General features: G+C 52.5%; 12 protein-coding genes. 7 read left to right on the top strand and 5 right to left on the bottom strand.

The genetic code is table 11. From position 1 onward, the window contains the following. Positions 1-154 precede the first annotated feature (154 nt). The 3 genes from HG15A2_RS11880 to HG15A2_RS11870 form a co-directional block, all read right to left on the bottom strand. On the bottom strand, positions 155-1,264 hold the full coding sequence (locus HG15A2_RS11880; protein ID WP_145060460.1) for an NHL repeat-containing protein: 1,110 nt from the start codon (positions 1,262-1,264) through the stop codon (positions 155-157). 110 nt (positions 1,265-1,374) lie between these two features. Next, positions 1,375-2,886, bottom strand: coding sequence for a FecR domain-containing protein (locus HG15A2_RS11875; RefSeq protein ID WP_145060459.1), 1,512 nt, complete (start codon positions 2,884-2,886; stop codon positions 1,375-1,377). Continuing rightward, the gene (locus HG15A2_RS11870; RefSeq protein WP_145060458.1) at positions 2,883-3,458 is read right to left on the bottom strand and encodes a sigma-70 family RNA polymerase sigma factor; all 576 of its coding nucleotides are present in this window, start codon (positions 3,456-3,458) and stop codon (positions 2,883-2,885) included. The genes HG15A2_RS11875 and HG15A2_RS11870 overlap by 4 nt, the downstream gene beginning before the upstream one ends. 585 nt (positions 3,459-4,043) lie before the next feature. Between HG15A2_RS11870 and HG15A2_RS11865 the strand changes: the two genes are divergently transcribed. The 7 genes from HG15A2_RS11865 to HG15A2_RS11835 all read left to right on the top strand — a co-directional run bounded on the left by HG15A2_RS11865 (position 4,044) and on the right by HG15A2_RS11835 (position 14,066). Beyond that, on the top strand, positions 4,044-6,518 hold the full coding sequence (locus HG15A2_RS11865; protein WP_145060457.1) for a hypothetical protein: 2,475 nt from the start codon (positions 4,044-4,046) through the stop codon (positions 6,516-6,518). Positions 6,519-6,652: 134 nt separating this feature from the next. Then, complete coding sequence (locus HG15A2_RS11860) at positions 6,653-7,660, top strand: DUF1559 domain-containing protein (RefSeq protein WP_145060456.1); 1,008 nt, start codon at positions 6,653-6,655, stop codon at positions 7,658-7,660. A 52-nt stretch (positions 7,661-7,712) separates the two neighbouring features. Continuing rightward, positions 7,713-8,204 (top strand): hypothetical protein, encoded by a 492-nt coding sequence (locus tag HG15A2_RS11855; RefSeq protein WP_145060455.1) that lies wholly within the window; start codon positions 7,713-7,715, stop codon positions 8,202-8,204. A 374-nt stretch (positions 8,205-8,578) separates the two neighbouring features. Further along, positions 8,579-9,277 carry a PEP-CTERM sorting domain-containing protein gene (locus HG15A2_RS11850; protein WP_145060454.1) on the top strand — a complete coding sequence of 233 codons (699 nt, stop codon included), beginning with the start codon at positions 8,579-8,581 and terminating at the stop codon, positions 9,275-9,277. Between the two features lie 282 nt (positions 9,278-9,559). Continuing rightward, positions 9,560-9,973, top strand: a complete 414-nt coding sequence (locus tag HG15A2_RS11845; protein WP_246117713.1) for a sulfatase-like hydrolase/transferase — start codon at positions 9,560-9,562, stop codon at positions 9,971-9,973. A gap of 246 nt (positions 9,974-10,219) precedes the next feature. Next, positions 10,220-11,359, top strand: coding sequence for an alkaline phosphatase family protein (locus tag HG15A2_RS11840; protein ID WP_145060453.1), 1,140 nt, complete (start codon positions 10,220-10,222; stop codon positions 11,357-11,359). A gap of 1,414 nt (positions 11,360-12,773) precedes the next feature. Then, the gene (locus HG15A2_RS11835; RefSeq protein WP_218931905.1) at positions 12,774-14,066 is read left to right on the top strand and encodes an ADP-ribosylglycohydrolase family protein; all 1,293 of its coding nucleotides are present in this window, start codon (positions 12,774-12,776) and stop codon (positions 14,064-14,066) included. Between the two features lie 16 nt (positions 14,067-14,082). Here the strand turns inward: HG15A2_RS11835 and HG15A2_RS11830 are convergent, their stop codons facing one another. Beyond that, positions 14,083-14,994, bottom strand: a complete 912-nt coding sequence (locus tag HG15A2_RS11830; RefSeq protein WP_145060451.1) for a sugar phosphate isomerase/epimerase family protein — start codon at positions 14,992-14,994, stop codon at positions 14,083-14,085. 98 nt (positions 14,995-15,092) lie between these two features. Further along, positions 15,093-17,066: a glycoside hydrolase family 113 gene (locus HG15A2_RS11825; protein WP_145060450.1), complete on the bottom strand. Its 1,974-nt coding sequence runs from the start codon at positions 17,064-17,066 to the stop codon at positions 15,093-15,095. Positions 17,067-17,075: the final 9 nt, after the last annotated feature.

Raw genomic sequence — 17,075 nt, 5'->3', positions numbered from 1 at the left:
GTCGTGTCGCGGGTTGCAAAGCCTATTGAGATTCTTCGATTCGAAATCGTTGTAGGACGTGAACACCACATGCAAGAACCTTCCGTCCAGTGTTGCATCTTCAAACTCTTCTGAGACAAGTGATGCGAGTTGACGTGGCGGCAGTGGTTCCCCTTCAGGGCAACTGTAAACGGATAATGCGGTTGTGCCCGGAGTCGACCACATAGATCGAGCCGTCGTCATGGACGCAGATCCCGTGTGGTCGAAGCAGGCCTCTCTTGGGAACGTGTACACCGCTGCCTAGAATGCTGATCAATGCCCCTTGTCGCGTGTCATATTTGCAGATCCGCTTGTTCTTGTCGTCGGCAATAATGACATTGTCCGCATGATCGATGGCGATATGTTTCGGCGAATTTAACGCAGCCTTGAGTGCCGACCCATCTGCTCTGCCTTGTTTTCCGTTCCCTGCAACGGTGCGAATCTTTCCGTCCAGTGTCACGACACGCAGGGCGTGGCCACTTCGTTCGAGTATGTAGACGTTGCCTCTCGAATCGAGAGCAACAGCCCGCGGATCTACTAGCGGGCTCTTGGTCGCCAGGGCGCCATCCTTCGGAATCCCTTTCTCACCATTGCCAGCCACTGTGTTGACGATACCCGTTTCGAGGTCGATGACGCGAATTCTCAGATTCTTCGAATCGACCGCGTAGATCTTGTTGTGGGTCGGATTCAATGAAACACACATCAGAAAATTGAACGTCGCTTGAGAAGCTTGGCCGCCATCACCGCTGAATCCTGCTTGTCCTGTGCCAGCAAAAGTCGTGATTATTCCGCTCTTGCTGTCGATCTTTCGAATGCAGTGATTCCAGCTGTCGGAAATATAAACGTCGCCTGAGGGGGTTACTGCGACATTGTGCATGCCATTAAAGGTCGCCTCGCTGGCCGGACCGCCGTCTCCCGAGTAGCCTTTGCTGCCGTCGCCCGCAATTGTCGTCAAGTTCCCGCTGGAATCCAGTTTGTGAACACGTCCCCCTGACAATTCAACGACAAACATGTTGCCCGCCCCATCAAAATCAACGCCGAATGGTGAATGGAGTTTTCCAGGTTTTGGGTTTTTGGCTTCCGCAAGCGACTGGCCAATGACGATTGATGAGCGAGGTTTTTCCGTCGCGAGTTCTGTCAACACGAGCTGGTCAGAGTCGGTCCTCTCTCTTTCCTCAGCCAAGACGGGGCCTACCGCCAACAGTGCGAAAGAAAGCGGTACCAGAAAGAAATGGATACGCAACATTACTACTCCTTACTTGCCTGTGAAAGTAGCCATTGCTCCAATGCGCGGCCAACCCTCTGTGGTGAAGCTCTTCTAGAGAAGACGACTAACAATGTGCCACTTGATTAGACTCAGTCAAGTGGCACAGCGGCAATGCCGTACATGTTGTAGCCTGACTTTGACTTGCGGTTAGGCAGAGCGATACCGCCGAGGGTGACCTGCGACGGGGCTGAAATCTCTCGCTTCCAGATCGAGAAGATTGTGTCGATGCTTTGTCCAGTTCCGTCATTGACACTTCGCCTCTTCTTGAAGCGGGAGGGACCCTCATCCAGTCCGATGTTCTCGCCCGAATCCACAAAACCGGACTTCAACCAATCGGGTACATCAACATCGTCGCTGAAAAACACGTACAGGGTTGCGGGATGGGCTACAAACAGCGTCACTTCCAAGCTACTACGGTATTGTTTGTCATCGTTGAAGGGCATGACGTACTCGGCGCCTAACAGATGGGGCGGTATTCCCCCACTCTCGTCGATGCCATTCCACTGGTGAGTGCGATCGACAAATGCAGGAGCATCTTCCTGAAGTCCGCTGCGGACGATTTTGTAGAACTTCTGGCTCTCTGGATCGCGGATATTGTCTCGCACGTCAGCGACCAGTAGCTTTCGATTAGGGTAGAGTCGGCGATTCACTGCTGCCATTGGGAATCGGTCGCTGGAGATGGAGAACACGCGATGAAAATCTCCGCTCCGACCCACGCGCAGCGCTTCACCTTGATTCAACCGCTTCAAAGCGATCCCTGTCGAGTTTTTCGTCAAAGGATCGACGGCTAGGTCAACGATACCTTTAAAGACAGCCACTTCCGTTTCGCCGGTTTCAGAAATCGAGGCACCGAACTCCGTTCCCAAGTCGATCACCCGTGCACTCGGCGTCTCGATGGTGAATCCGCTCGCTTCTTCTCCGACGCGTGCTGAGATAGAACCCAATCTGCTATAAGCACTGTCTGCAGAACGGATTTCGAAGTGGGTTGGCCCCTCAAGGATGACCTCGACGCCCGTATCAAATAAAAGCTCAACCTGCCCTTCTTCCAGCTCCAACGTTTGCCCAATACGCAGACGAGAAAGGTCCGAGGGAGCAAAAGTTCCCGCTTCCCATGTGGCGTCGACTGCACGGGTGATGGTTGCGACTGCGGTCCCGGCCAGAGGCTCAGAGATGGGGCGTTCCGAGTGATCCACCGGTTCAACCTCGGCGGAGGTTGCATTCTTCACGGCTTGCTGACCACGACCAACAATCAGCCAGTTCGCGACTACGGCCGTGAGCAGCGAAGCGGCTAGCAATGTTGCCCAATGCAATGGGAACTTTTGACCGAAGCGTCGATCGTCGGTAGCTCGGCTTAGCGAAGCTAGCACCTTGTGCGTTTCCTGATCGCTCAGGTTCATTGGCTGATTGGCATAGGACTGCCGCAAGCTGGCAAGTTCCTGCATGTAGGCAACATAGATCTGACGCGCTGTTTCGTCACTGCTTACGAGTTTCGCCAGTTCGCGAGACTGCTCGGGCGAGGCCGTCCCTTCTAATTCGGCTACCACGCAATCGTGGATCCGACAGTAGAGTGCCTCATAGGTGTTGTCGATTGCCTTGCTCACGTCGCTTCCTCAATAGCAAGATGCCTGTTGATGCATTTGTGTAGCGCAAGTCGAACGCGTTGCAGAGTCTTGTAGACTGATCCAATCGTGCGGTTCTGAGACTTTGCAACTTCCTTGATTACTGCCCCCTCAGCGTAACACTGCGCCAGCAAGTCTCGGTTGCGGCAACTCAACTCATTAATGCAATCGCCGAGCGCCCGATGTGTGTCATCCAACCTCGAACCGCCGCGCACCTGCTCCTCGCCAACGAGATCGATAAACTCCTGGTTAAAAACCAACTTGCTTCGCGACACCTGCTTTCTCCAGGTAAGCACGTGAAAATGGGCGACCCGTATCGCCCAAGCAGCGAAGTTGGTCCCAGGCTCAAAACTGTCGAACTCTTTCCACAACCATACGTGCGTGTTCTGGGAAATCTCGTCGGCGTCATGCCAATTGGGAACCAGACTGAGAATGTACCCATAAACCCGACGTTCGTGCTGCATCAACAGTCTGACAAACAGTTCCTGCTTCTCGTCAGACTCGATTCTTTCCGCGGGGTAGTGCGATGTGCTTCGTTCTTGGTCTCGTGGCATAGTCGACTGATACGGTTTCTAGCGTGTCGCTACGGTGTTCGGAAATTCCTTTTGAACTAGCTGAAGTCAGGATGCCTACTGCTCACGATCCAATCGGGCTCAGCTGCCACCCTTACTTAGAATATGGCGCAGGACAGCTTATGTGGACAACATTTGAGGCGATTCGTGGAATTCGTCCGTTTGCTCTACTACCGATCGTAGCGGGACTGGTTGAGAAACTCCCTAGCCCTGCCCAACCACATTAAGAAAGAGAATCTTCCGTGAGCCTCGATATGACACAATTTTACAGTTCTCGAAGGTTTTTCCGTCCAATGTTAGATTATCCCGCCATATCCATCTATAATCCACAGTGCGCGCCAGTAGTAGGGGAACAAGCCTGCTTGGCCTTTGCGGGGTACCCGCAGAGCACTACCGGTGTGAGCGCAGTGGCCTTATCAACATCACCCGTTATCGGTTCCATCACGCTCCTTGCAGGGCTGTTTTGGCGACCCGATGACCAGCGCACCTTGCCCCTAAATAGCAACTGGTAGCTATTATTCGACAAGTATTGAGACACTGCTTGTCTAATCCTTGGAGTAACTTAGAATGATTGACTTGGCAGCACAAAATCGTGTTTTCTCGCTGACTCTCACTGGCTTAACATGGCTCATCACGCTAGCCATCGCGCCTTCACTGTACGGCGTTACCTTCGTCGTAACTGATGAGGACCCCCTTTTCTTCCCGGCTGGTGCTGAGGTAGTGGGGGCTCTGCCGGCAGCCTCTGTTTTCGGTCAAGATGCGCCGACTTCTCTCGGACAAAGCTTTCAGTTAGGTGCCCCGTTATCACTGGAATCAATATTTGTTGAGTATGAGAACGATACGGGTGCAGCAGACGCCCCAAACGATAAGTCCGTCACGATGACAATTTTTTCCGTTTTGGATGTGTTTGCTCTTACGCATGACGAACCACCCATGGTTGGCGACATTTTGTTTAGCGAAAGCATTATTTTTCCCTACGTGGGGAATACTGAAACCATCGCGGGGATTCAGCTGGACAGTCCCCTTGCGCTCGCTGCCAATACGGGATCCGCAGGCTACATGCTCAGTTTCTCGGGCGGAGGAGATCCTGGTTGGGAATGGGAGCGAGATGGCTCAAGCGGTGGGAGCGCCTATGGCGGCGGTCAAGCCTATGAAGACGCGGCTCAAAAGTTGAGCGGAGGGCATTCAGTAGATTACGTTTTCGCACTCTCTTCGGTGGCACTTCCCGAGCCCGAACTGCCTGTTACTACCGATTCCTTCATGAATGGCGATTTGCTGGCGGGAACTACCTGGGTTAACGGCCTCGCGCCGGTTGGCACTCCGCCAAATCCCAACGTTATTCACAACGTCGTCAGCGGCCACGCCATCACTGCCAACGGCTCTGCGCCCTACACCGGGGCGGGGGTGAACATTGTCGACGGATCGTTGACCTACACAGCCAGCCAGGTACAACTTTCGAGCGTTACCGTGGGTGCCGGATCGACCGTTACCGAAACTCATTCCGGGGCGTTCTTCCTAGGCAATATCAGCGCACCCGAGTTGGGTAATATGGAATTGAACGGCCAACTGTCTATCACCGCTGAAGGCGGTGCTGATGCGGCCATCGATATGAACATGTCGGGCACTGGCACTGCTACGGTAAACCTCTCAGCAGGTGGCACATTTTATCTTGACTCCGCCACATCGTGGGAAAACTTCAGCGGCACCTTGCAGTTCAACGGTAGCGGCGACGAAGTGCTTTACGATCTGGCGCCTGGCAGTGGTATGACTCTGGAAATGAATTCCACCGGTATCAACAAACTCTCGTTGAACCCTCTCAATGCCAGTCCAGGGAATCTGCTTGAGACGATCGTTTTCAACCAGCCAGGGGAAATCGTTCATGCAGCGGTAAACAGCCGTTTTCAACAACCCTCCAGGCTCATTGCAAATGCAGATGTCTCGGTAGATATGACGCAAACGTTCCCTGGGAATGAGCGGCGAATGTTCTTCAATAATGGGTTGCATGGCGCTGCCAACGTTACCGTCACCGGTACTCCCACCGATCCCACGTCAGGCTCAATAACGCTCAACGAGTTTGAGATAGGTCTCTCGGGCCAGGATGGTACCACTGCCACACATTTTGAAACCGACAATTTCTCTGGAACGCTGACGCTCAACAATTTTGTGAATGCTGAGATTCGGGACCACGTTCCCTCGGCCACTGTGGTCGTAAATCAAAATGCCCGACTGGAATTCGGACACCGAGACGTGGAAAGCTTGTTTACTACCCGAGTCGGTGACGTCACGGTAAACAGCGGTGGCAGCTTGGAAGTGGGATACGAAGAGGACGATACCCACGCCCCCTATCAACTGCAATTGACGACTCAGCGGGGACAGTCTGGAGATCTGACATTGGCCTCGGGCTCCGAGACGATTATGCAGATCTCCGCCAACGGCGCTAACCAGTTCGACACTATTGCCGCGGAAGGCACGGTGACCTTAGGTGGGACCTTGGAATTGTTGATCAATCCAAGTGTTCCTTCACAAACCGTTTCCTGCGATCCCAACGTCGACTGCGCATATACTCCTGTCGATGGCGACATGTTCGAAATAATCTCCATTGTTGCCGAGACATTGCCAGCTGACCTAGATGGCAACGGAACGGTTGGTAGTGAAGACATAGCGATATGGGATAGCCAGTATGGGCAAACGCTCGCGGCCGGGGATAACCAGGACTTTGACGTGACAGCCGACGTCGATGGTGACGGGGATACCGACGGCGCTGATTTACTGGCCATCCAACGGGACTTTGGGGCCAGTGGCGCGCTTACCGGCTCGATCACTGGAGACTTCGACTCGATAGTGATTGTTGACCCGTTGAATACGCTGGCTGGTTTCAATGTCACTCATTCAGTCACCGCAACTTCCGTCATCCTGACCGTCAACGCTATCCCCGCACAGACGGCTGTTCCGGAGCCATCGGCCTGTTTGCTTGCTGGAATCGCTCTCATCATCGGGGGTGGCGCTCGTGGGTGGGGCAGGCCGCGAACAATGGTCAGATGATTTTGATTAGGCGAGAACTGATGAGACCTCCGGCGGTGGAGTTGCTCGTCAGGACAATGGTAAAATCAGCAAAGAATAGAATGGTAGTCTAACTTGGCTAGGTCATCGCATAAGGTGAAAGGAAGCTAAACCCAATGGCTGTAACAATGCGAAATCGTCGGAGTGAGGGTTTTACCCTAGTCGAATTGTTGGTCGTGATCGCTATCATCGGCGTCCTCGTGGGACTATTGCTCCCCGCCGTACAGGCTGCGCGCGAAGCAGCTCGGCGAATGAGTTGCCAGAACAATCTTCGGCAAATAGGTTTGGCCTGTCAAAATTACGCCGGTGCTCAAGGCCATTTCCCTCCAGCTAACGGGCATCTTGACAAAAAACAAGAAGAGCTCGGACAAGTTCCTCGCTGGGGATATCTGGCATTCCTGCTTCCGTATATAGAGCAGGGTAATGTGCGCGACTCCCTGGATACCAATTACGAATGGCACGTTGAGCCGAATCTCAGCCTATTGCGACAGATTCCGATTGCTGGTTTCAAGTGTCCAAGTTATTCCACAACGCAGCCGGTCAACCTCGCTGAGGGGGGCACCGTCGAATACGAAGATTCTCCCAGTGCGAGCCACTATTGGGGCGTGATGGGAGCAAATACCCAAAGGGACCCAACCCTGGCATATTTTTGCGACGATCAGAGTAGCCCGTACACGATGGAGTCTACAGTGACTGGAGGGTCTCGCCGTCAAGTGGTTGAGTGTGTGGAGGAGGATGGCGGACCCCTGGCAAACAATGGCATTATTATCCGCCAAGAAGATGTCAAGTTCTCCAGTATCTCCGACGGAACCACCAACACCTTCATTACAGGAGAGGCTGCCTTTGGCAGTCCGGACGATCAAAAAACACGCCCTTGGTGGGTAGGCTCACACTTTAATTTTTCTTACACGTCGAAAAATGTCGGTTGGTCTATCAACACTGGAACTTGGCCGGGAGCGAACCGTAACGACCAAGGGTTTGGCTCAGATCATCCGGGCGGCTGCCACTTTGCGATGGCAGACGGGTCGGTGCAGTTCTTCAACGAGAACGTCGAACTCAGGGTGCTTTTTTCGTTTGCCAGTCGCCAAGCAGGGGAGCAGGTAGGCGATGGGGCAAGCTACTAGGTTAACAAGATTGCAAGGCCTCGATCATGAAAAGTGGCAGGAGAAATGTGCCGTGACAAGAGTAACCGACAAGAATTCTACCGTTGACCGGTCCTCAGTAACGTACTTCATTGAATCCTTGCCCAGGCTTGCTCGATTAGTCTCGCAACGGGTAGGGCTGATTGGTGTTGTGATCGCAACACTCGGGTGCGGCAGTTCTAGCCACGAGTTGGAAACCGCACCTGTCAGCGGGCGCGTGACCCTGGATGGCGAGTTGCTAACGAGTGGATACGTGTTCGTGACTCCGAGTAAAGGGCGGGGGGCGAAAGGCGCTATTCAGCCGGACGGAACTTTCGTTCTTGGCACCTATGATAGTGCGGATGGTGTGCAGGTGGGCACCCATTCAGTGACTATAAATCCGGTACCCCGGGACGAAGGGGACAGGCAGCGAGAGAGGGTCGCTATTCCAAGGAAGTACTCTCAGGGGAAATCGTCGGGACTAACGGTCGACGTACAGGCAGGGGAAAACAATAAGGTTGAGTGGGCTCTTACGAGTAATGAGTAAGTATTAATAGAAACCGTTGTCCGCGATTTTTGAGAAAACCGATTTTTGAGAAAACTTAGTCGGGTCAACTTTGGACTAGTAGTAGCGTATCTGCCGGTGTTGGGTGTTTCACCCAGCGCAAGGTAACGGGCTTGTGACAGTCTACTGTGACGGACACTACAATTTAATAACGTTACAGACTCATTACTAAATAGGTAGACGGATCGGTTGTTGCGATTACGATGAATAATAGCGGTGCAAAATAACCGCACCTAGTTATTTCATTTGTGAAAAGGTCGCCGTCAGCGTGCTCCTAAGTATTGTGAGTTTTCGCCACCGGTAAACTGGAGTGTTGTTTAACAGATTTCATGCATCTTTTTTTGGGAGGAGTTCTAATGTATCGGCAACGATGTGATTGGATTGGTAGAGTTTTTCTTGGCATGCTATTCGTAGCATCCGCCACTGTAGTTGACGCGGCGACAATCTTCACCGGGGGAAACTTCCCTGCGAGCCCTGAGATTCTTGGAACCCCGCCAGAAGATACCACATTTGGTCAAGATGCGGGGTCCGGCGGGCCGAGTGTCCTCGGGCAAAGTTTTCAGACAGATACCGCGTTTTCGCTCAATCATATCTGGGTGTATTATGAGAACGATACAAATGCCCCAGGCGACAAGACCGTCACGATGACGATTTTCACCGTTGCCGATGTGAACGCGACCACGCATGCCGAACCGCCTCTCGCGGGCGACATTGTATTTTCCGAAGACATCCTGTTTCCCTACGTCGGGAATACTGAAACCGTTGCAAGGATTGATCTGGACAGTCCCCTTGCGATCGCTGCCGCTGCGGGAACAGAAGGATACATTCTCAGTTTCTCGGGCGGAGGAGATCCCGGTTGGGAATGGGAACGCGACGGCTCTTCTGGTGGAAACGCTTTTCCTGGCGGTGTAGCCTATGAGGAGGCAGCTGCAAAGATAAGTGGAGGTCATACGGTAGATTTCTCCTTCGCCTTGTCGTCGTCGGTCCCAGAACCGTCCGGATTGGTATTAGCCACATTGGCAATGCTTGCCGGGGGGCTACGGAGAAAACGTTGATTGCCTAGCATACGGCTTGATAGATCCTAAGGTACGCAACTAGGTGAAGGAGTCACCTTGGCGTTTCGAAAAGTCGCTTGCCCCCGGGAATTGGATTCCCGGGGATCGTGCCGGTGCGCATCGAGATGCTGCCCTGCTTTTACACGCATTCTGTCGTCGTCGCGGCATAGTAGAATCCGTGTTCTACCCCCACAGGCGTTACCGCTGGGGATCGCTATCGCGCAACCTTGTCGCTCGCCGGCGGCAAGTCCACTGCAACACACTTCAGAGGAAACGTCGAGCATGATTCTGAAACATGCCCGGCCGGCGGCAATCGACTGTCGAGGGAAGCTTCGGCATGCCTGGCACTGTTGGGTCGTAGCGACCCTTCCTCTGTTGGTATTGGCAATGACTGGAGTTGCGGCACTGAACTTCGCGCAAGCGGCAGAAGTCTCGCCACGGGCCAACACCTCGCGACCCAATGTCTTGTTTATTGTCGTTGATGATCTAAACGATTGGATAGGAGCACTTGGTGGTCACCGACAGGCTATCACACCCAACCTTGATCGGCTGTTATCTGAGAGCGTCTATTGTTCCAACGCTCACTGCAACGCGCCTGTGTGCGCTGCCTCACGAAACTCGATGTTGAGCGGGTTACGTCCGTCGACGACCGGCTGGTACAACAACAATCATTCGATCTGCGGTCAGTACTGGTAATACATCGGCTATCGCGACGGTACGAAGAAATCATAAGACCATCGGAGCGATCCCGGTGAGCTCAGCAATTTGGCTGGTGACCCGTAATATCGTGCAGTCGTGGCGGTGCTCCGCCGTTGGCTGCCTAAGACGAACGCGATTCCTTCGGGGAGAACCGCTGGAACGGCGATTCCTACTATCAAACAATTGAGTTATGGTCTGAAGCTGGTGGATCTCCCGAATGGCTCAAACGAAGAGGTTAAATTGATGTCTGAAGTTAAGACATGGCTTTGCCGGATCGCCCTGATTCCGCTGTTGATTCCTACGACTCCCTTGTCATGTAAGGGGCAAGAGACCGTAGCCTCTCCGACGGCTCGTGCGGAGCGAGTGATCCTGTTTATTATCGATGGACTGGCTAAGGATGCCCCTGAACGGCTTCCCATGCCCGAGTTACAAAAGCTTGCTGAACAGGGCTGCCGGTACAGCGTTATGCACCTGCCGCTGCCCGGGCATCCTAAAGACGATCCCAGTTATCCATGGTCATGTTCTATGCCTAATCCGATGCTGATGGCAGGTACACCGTTCATCGGGGCTAAGGGGATTCGCAGTTCGATGATTCAGCACCAGTTCGAGCCCGAAGAGGCTGCTTTTGTCGTAAACGCATACTCGTACAATGACGTAAGTAATGGATTTGGCTCTTACATCTCTCACCCTCACCGCGAAGACGATATCGTCATTGCTGAGACGAAGCGACTCCTGACTGAATCAAAACCGATATTCATGCGTGTGCATCTACAGCGACCTGGCATAGAAGGAGAGAAGTGTAGCAAAGAGAAGTACGCTGACAAACCTTGGTACCATAATATCTGGCACTCCACCTCGCCGTATAGAAAAGCATGCCTGCACGCGGACCATCTCCTTGGCGAATTTGTAGCTTGGCTCAAGAAGGAGGACCTGTGGCAGGGTACAGTCATACTCGTCTGTGGAGACCACGGTCAAGCTGACGAGGGCTGGCACGAACCGTACAGTGCATCTTCAAGCGTGACGACACTTGTCATCGCAGGAGCAGGAGTAGTTCCCGGCAGTAGGTTCGAGTACTGTGAAATCTTCGATCTCAGCCCCACGATCGCACAAATTACTGGTCGGGCGGCACCGGCACTTGCTATCGGGCGAGTTCTGCGTGAAGCATTCGACTCCGACCAGCGGCCTCGGCAAGTGCCACAGAACGTATTCCTTTTCAATAAGCTACTACGTGCTGCGCAGAATAGATCTCCCGACCAACTCGACGTTCTCAAGCGCGAAGGGTTCCTCACAATTGACGAAATCGGCCAATGGCATACTACCGAGGCGGGCACGGATTTCCCAGGGTTCATACGCCTCCAGCAACGGTTGGAAGCCGAGTATTGAGTTCTCTCTGTCCTGTTCAACAAATTTGTCACTCAAAGTCGACCGAAAATTCTCGGTCGACGTGCTCGCAAACTCGTTGATTCCGCGCAATCGCTAGTCACAAATCGTGGCTGATTTGTCACTGGCGCATTACGATGCGTTGTGAGAACTCACAAACTAGCCAAAAGTAGATCTAGATGTACTCGTCAGGCAGCCCTCGTGTTCAATAAGTTTGTCGTCAATCACCACTTTGCTTCGCCTTTAGCAAAACTTCTGTTTCTGTCACTGACAGAAATAAAACTGTAGCGATTTACGAAAAGACTGAAATACAAGAGTTGTTCTGATCACGGATGCAATCACTTGCAATAGTGTATCCTGGGGGTAGAATCACTATAAACGTCGAGAAATACAAGGTTTTTTGAACGTTTTTTGAAGTGCCTCATAACCTCGAGGCACCCGGTTCGAATTCGAGTTTCATGGAATGGCCCCGAGCTTGCCGTCGTGGGGCAATCGCCCCAACCCTATGCTATCCTGTGACAGGCAAGTCCATCCCCGCCTCCTACAAGGAGGCGATGCATCGGCCTTCGCAGCTTGCGCCAGTTAATGCTTTTCCAACCGCGTTCCAGATGAGGGAGCGATAAGCAACTGGCAAAACGCTGGTCTACACCAAATGGTTTCTATCCGCGCTCCCCCGTGAGGGTGCGATTTGGAAATACGGCTTCGGCAAGTCGGACAGCAGCTCGAATGCCCCAGATTGGCTCTGCTTGTTGAGTGAGGAGAGTAAACTCATGGTTCGTTGTCCAGCGTCTACGAACTTTATCAAAGCGATGCAGTACAACCCATTGGCAACGCAACTGTCGGCTATCGCAAAAATCATCTCGTCAAAGTCATCGGGCTTCAGTTCGGGACTGTTAAGATAGGCTTCCTCGAGGCATTAACGGTCAACCGAATGACCTGAGCGTTCCAGCCTCTGGCTGCTGACTCGACGGTATCGCCATTTTCAAAAAATTCTCTGGACTAGGTTTTGGGGAGCAGGCCACAGCCCATGCGTGGCAGCACCTGTCAACTGAATGACTTCATCTGACGAACTGATTAGATGGGTTCCTTGCACTTGCAACTGGCCATGTATTTCCCCCTTTTGATCCCTAGATAGCGCGGTACTGGAAAAGCCTCACGTGACCTTTTGGGTAGAGACGTTTGCCAGTTTCCCCCGTGGAGAAAATCGATAATGAATTTAATAGACAATTGCGGTGAAGGTGATTCGAGCAGCAAGTCCTCGTTATCGGAGAGCTACTACGAAGACAATGAAACGTTACAATGTCGGTTGGCATTTATAGAATCGGATCACACCGGTTCATTCGCGAAAAAGTGTGAGCTACTACCTGGAATTAACTGGGAGCGAATGTTGCAATCGAGAACATCTAGGCGGCAATTTATGATAGCTTCAATGCTGATTGGTATTGATCAGACATGGTCGTCCGATAAGCATGTCATGGGTGGTGAAACCCCGAGGCTCGTCTCTACAACTAGCCGGATAAATGGCGATAAGGTAAAAGGGCTGCTTCTCGGTTCAGCGATAGGCGATGCTCTTGGTGGTCCCATCGAGTTTCAGAAATCTGAAGCTGTTGCAGCTATGATGCCTGGCTATCGCTCCTGGTCGGCGGATCGGGCTTTGTCTGTCGATGATCTGTCTCGAATGAGCAAATCACTTCAATTGCAGAGTTATCAAAAATTGCGCCCCGAACCAGAAGCATATGGCCAATGGCAATCGTCAGCTGCCTCGGGCACGATTACCGATGATACTCGCCAAAAAATGGTTTTGATGAATGCTTTGCAAAAGGCGATGCAAGAGAATCGATTACCAGTTGCCGAAAAAGATTTGGCCCGGGCATATCTGGAATTTATTGACACTGAGGCGATCACGAAACGAGCCAACTATCGCGATCTCTGCGAAGAATCGTTGCGGGAATATTGGAAATCAGCCCATTGGGTTCTAGGGAGTCGCGACCTCAGAATTGCGGCACCTACAGATCGCATTTGGGCTGGCATTCCTACATGTTGTGGGCAAATGACCATGTTGCCTGTGGCTGCCCTCTATGCCGGAAAGCCTGAAGAGGCCTATCGTGCCTGCTATGCCTTGAGTTTCTTTGACACGGGGACAGCCAAAGACATTAACTCAGCCATCGTGGCTGGGTTAGCTGTCGCGCTGCAGCAAAATACGCCAACGGACTTACAAAGTAGAAAAACTGCTTGGCAAGCCATTACCAATTCCATGAAGGCTACCGACCCCTACCGGTACATTGACGTACCCTACGCTTCCCGTCCAATCACTCTTTGGCTTGATTTCTCGCACAATGCGTTTGTTCGAGCCAAAGGAAAGCCGAATAGCCTATTCGAAATTTTAGAGAATGAAGGCCAGGCGAAATACTATTGGGAAGCTCATTTTGTCCTTGCACTAGTATTCTCGGCGATAGAATTCTGCGACTACGATCCACTAGCAGCGATGGCTCTCGTGCTCGATTTCGGCCATGACACCGATTCGGCAGCGCAATTGCTAGGCGCGTTCGTAGGTGCCCTACATGGGGTTCAGCTATTTCCTAATCACTTGCAACAACCCGTCAGCAAACAGCTCGCCGAAGATTATGATGTGTCTCTAGACGACTGGGTTGAGCTCTTGCTGCTTCTCAGTGATCGCGAGAAATATCCCCAAGTTGTGAGTTTCGAATAATTATCAGTTAGAGGCACTAGTAAGTCGATAATGCCTCAGCTTCTCCCATTCGCCGGAGCAGCTTCTTCATCCCCGAGAGATTCTCGGTAAGAACATCTTTCACGTCGGCCTCTTCGACGTGTCCCAATATGCCAATATGACCTTTGAAACCCGCTTCTTTGAGTTGTCTCATCATCGTCCCTTCAAGATCGCCTGAGCCTAACCGGATTATCTTGGGGCCCTCAGACCGCATTCCGTTGAGATTCACCGTGCGAAGGTAGGGCATCATAAGGGCTAGGTTAGATTGGTAATCCTTCAATTGCGAATGTGCGTGATGAAAGTTGTACACCAGCCCGACATCGCCCACTTTCAGATATCGAAGAACCTTGACCATGTTACGTGGTTCGCCGAACCAGTCGCCGTGATTGTAGAGAGACACACGGCACCCGATAGCTTTTGTTTTCTTTCGTAAGGCCGCAACCATTTCGGCTCCTTTCGCGACTTTCTCTTCGTCGCTCAAACCTGCGAAGAAAGGAGCGGCGAAGCTCACCCAAATTTCTGTTTTCGTCCCTGTTCTTTCCAAACTCGCGAGCACTTGCTCGTTCGCTTCGCCAAGCCCACTCTTTGACCTACCATCGATCCAGCACCAGACCGCTTTCAGCTTGATGCGTGCTTTTCGAAGCAGCAATATCTCACTGTCGAGCAAGCTGAGATGCTCATGCCGCCAGTCCCACGCCAGCGAACGGAAGCCCAGTTCTTGCAGCATTTGAGTCCGTTCTGCAGGAGTGCGATCTTGGTTGTCGTAGGGCACGATGCACCAAGCGACTAAGTTGTCTTTAGCGTAGAGGTTGACATCACGCTCAACGTTAGGTTCGGCATACGCCATCTGGAAAAACACAAACGGGCAAGAGGCCAACAGCAGTACGATTGTTAGTAATCGAGTCGGCATGCTGGGAGAATACAGCATTGATAGTGCGACTGGTCGGAAGAAAGGCAAGGCGATTATTGAACCTTTCGAAAGCCAGGGAGACCAAAAGCAGGGGGGCGCTAGCTGGACTTTCTGACCCTGCACAGAACTGAGCAAGCACAGAAAAGTAGCCAATACGAGGTCGGTTCGGGCACACTCAATAGAGAGCTTACAGATGAGGAAGCCTGACCGTATTGGCTTTGCCAGACCGCGAGATCGAGAGCATCGACAGTGCCATCGCCATTGGCATCACCTTGAGCCAGTGCAGCACCAGATTCCGTTCCTGAACCACGCTGCCATAAAAGAAAATCTTCTCCGTCGACTTCGCCATCTTCATTAAAATCTGCATCCTCTGCAACGAAAGTAGTGTCGGTAAGGGCAATGCGATCAATGTAGAAAGTGGCATCGCCCGAAAAGACACCAGCAAATCCAAGATGAAGATTCGCCCACGCTATGCCGGCACTCAGGTTAAAATCACTCAGCGGAATTTCGACTTCGAAGAGTTGGTCCACTGGGCTATCAATATCAGCGTAGGGGAAGGCCTGATTCCAATCGTCGAGGTCTGTCTCTAAAGAGACGTGCAAGTTCAGGTCTGCCAACCCAACGGGAAGGTCGCTGGCCACATAAGTTACATCCATTTCCAAAACGTATTTATCAATGTCGTCATTGAGCGCATCCTGCAGGGTTTGCAGTTGCTCTCCGCCCATTTCGACCCGAGCATCCCAGGTCCAAGGTGCTGTGGGCTTCGTGATTGCCAAGCTGTGAGATTCGTGAGTAGCGCCCGTTGAAGTTGCTTGCAAGAGAGTACTCGCAGGCTGCGTTTCGAAGTTCGGATAGTAGAAACCATCCACACCATTCTCGAAGCTATAGAGAACTTGGGTAGCATGGTCTGGAGGATCGCCATGGTCGGTGAGGGTGCCACCAACAAAGTCGGATAGCCACTGAGCGGTCTGTTGGTTCGTGGGTTGATTCCCACCGTTGGGATTCATATTCCAGCTGCTTCCCCCGGACCCTTGCATGTCCCATTGCCAGATGTGTGTCGCCAGGAATTCGCCGCTTGCCAATCGCCCATCAAGGGCTCGCATAAGACCCTCAAACGCCATGTTCTGTTCGTCTTGGTTCAATGCTCCGCTACCGTTCTGAGGATTCACAGTGGTACGGTTGCGGGGCAGGTAGCCCACCTCTGTGAACTCTACGGGTAATCCAGAACCTGACTGAAGCGACGAAGCAAAAGGCAATATTTCGTTGTCGAGCTTGTTGTTCCAGGCACTCTCAACGGTAGAAATAAAGCCTGCGTCGGGATAGCTCCCGGAAGCGTCGGCTTGAGAGTTGGTAAGGAGGTTCGTGAAGTAAGAGTCAATGCCCACGTAGTCTATTGCTGAGTGATCCCAAATGGTGCTCGCTACATTGGGGTGGTGGTAGTTGTCCCAGTTAGCGGCGTATCCGATCGACCCACTGAATGCCGTATTGGCTGAGTTGATGACAGAGGTCCAATTCGCATTGTTACCTGAATTGCGAGTGAGTCCTCGTAGTTCGGTGCCTACAGTGAGCGAGTCCGCACCATTGGTTTGCGCCATGGTAGCCACGTCGGTAATGTATTGCTGGTAGTCATTCCAAAAAGTGTTCGACTCGGCACTGCCTGGAGTCGGGTTGTAGAGTCCTCTCCAACCGCTAAAGCCGACGGGCTCAACAAACGGGTTGACTGTTACGCGCATGCCGAGCGACTTGGCCCGTACCACTCCGGCAGCAACGTGACTAAGTTCTGGCCCACTACTGGAGGTAGTGGCGATCGAGCCGGAACCGGGTGTGTAGAAGCGAATCGGGCTAAGCGACACTTCATCGAAGCCCGCATCGTAGGCCGACTGAACCGCGTTTTCCCAGACTTGTGTGCCGTTGCCAAAATTTCCCCAGGAAACAAGATTGAATCCGACGCCCGGATCGACACCAGGCTCGTACACTGCAGGGTCGCCAGCGGAAGCTAGTTGCCCCAAATGCAAAGTACACAGCGCTAGCAGCAGTCGAGATATCGACAATCTATGACAGTTAGGCGACATTTGGTCTTA

Origin of the sequence: Adhaeretor mobilis (assembly GCF_007741515.1) — a bacterium.
Lineage (GTDB): Bacteria > Planctomycetota > Planctomycetia > Pirellulales > Lacipirellulaceae > Adhaeretor > Adhaeretor mobilis.
This window is presented reverse-complemented; position numbering and strand designations above follow the sequence as displayed.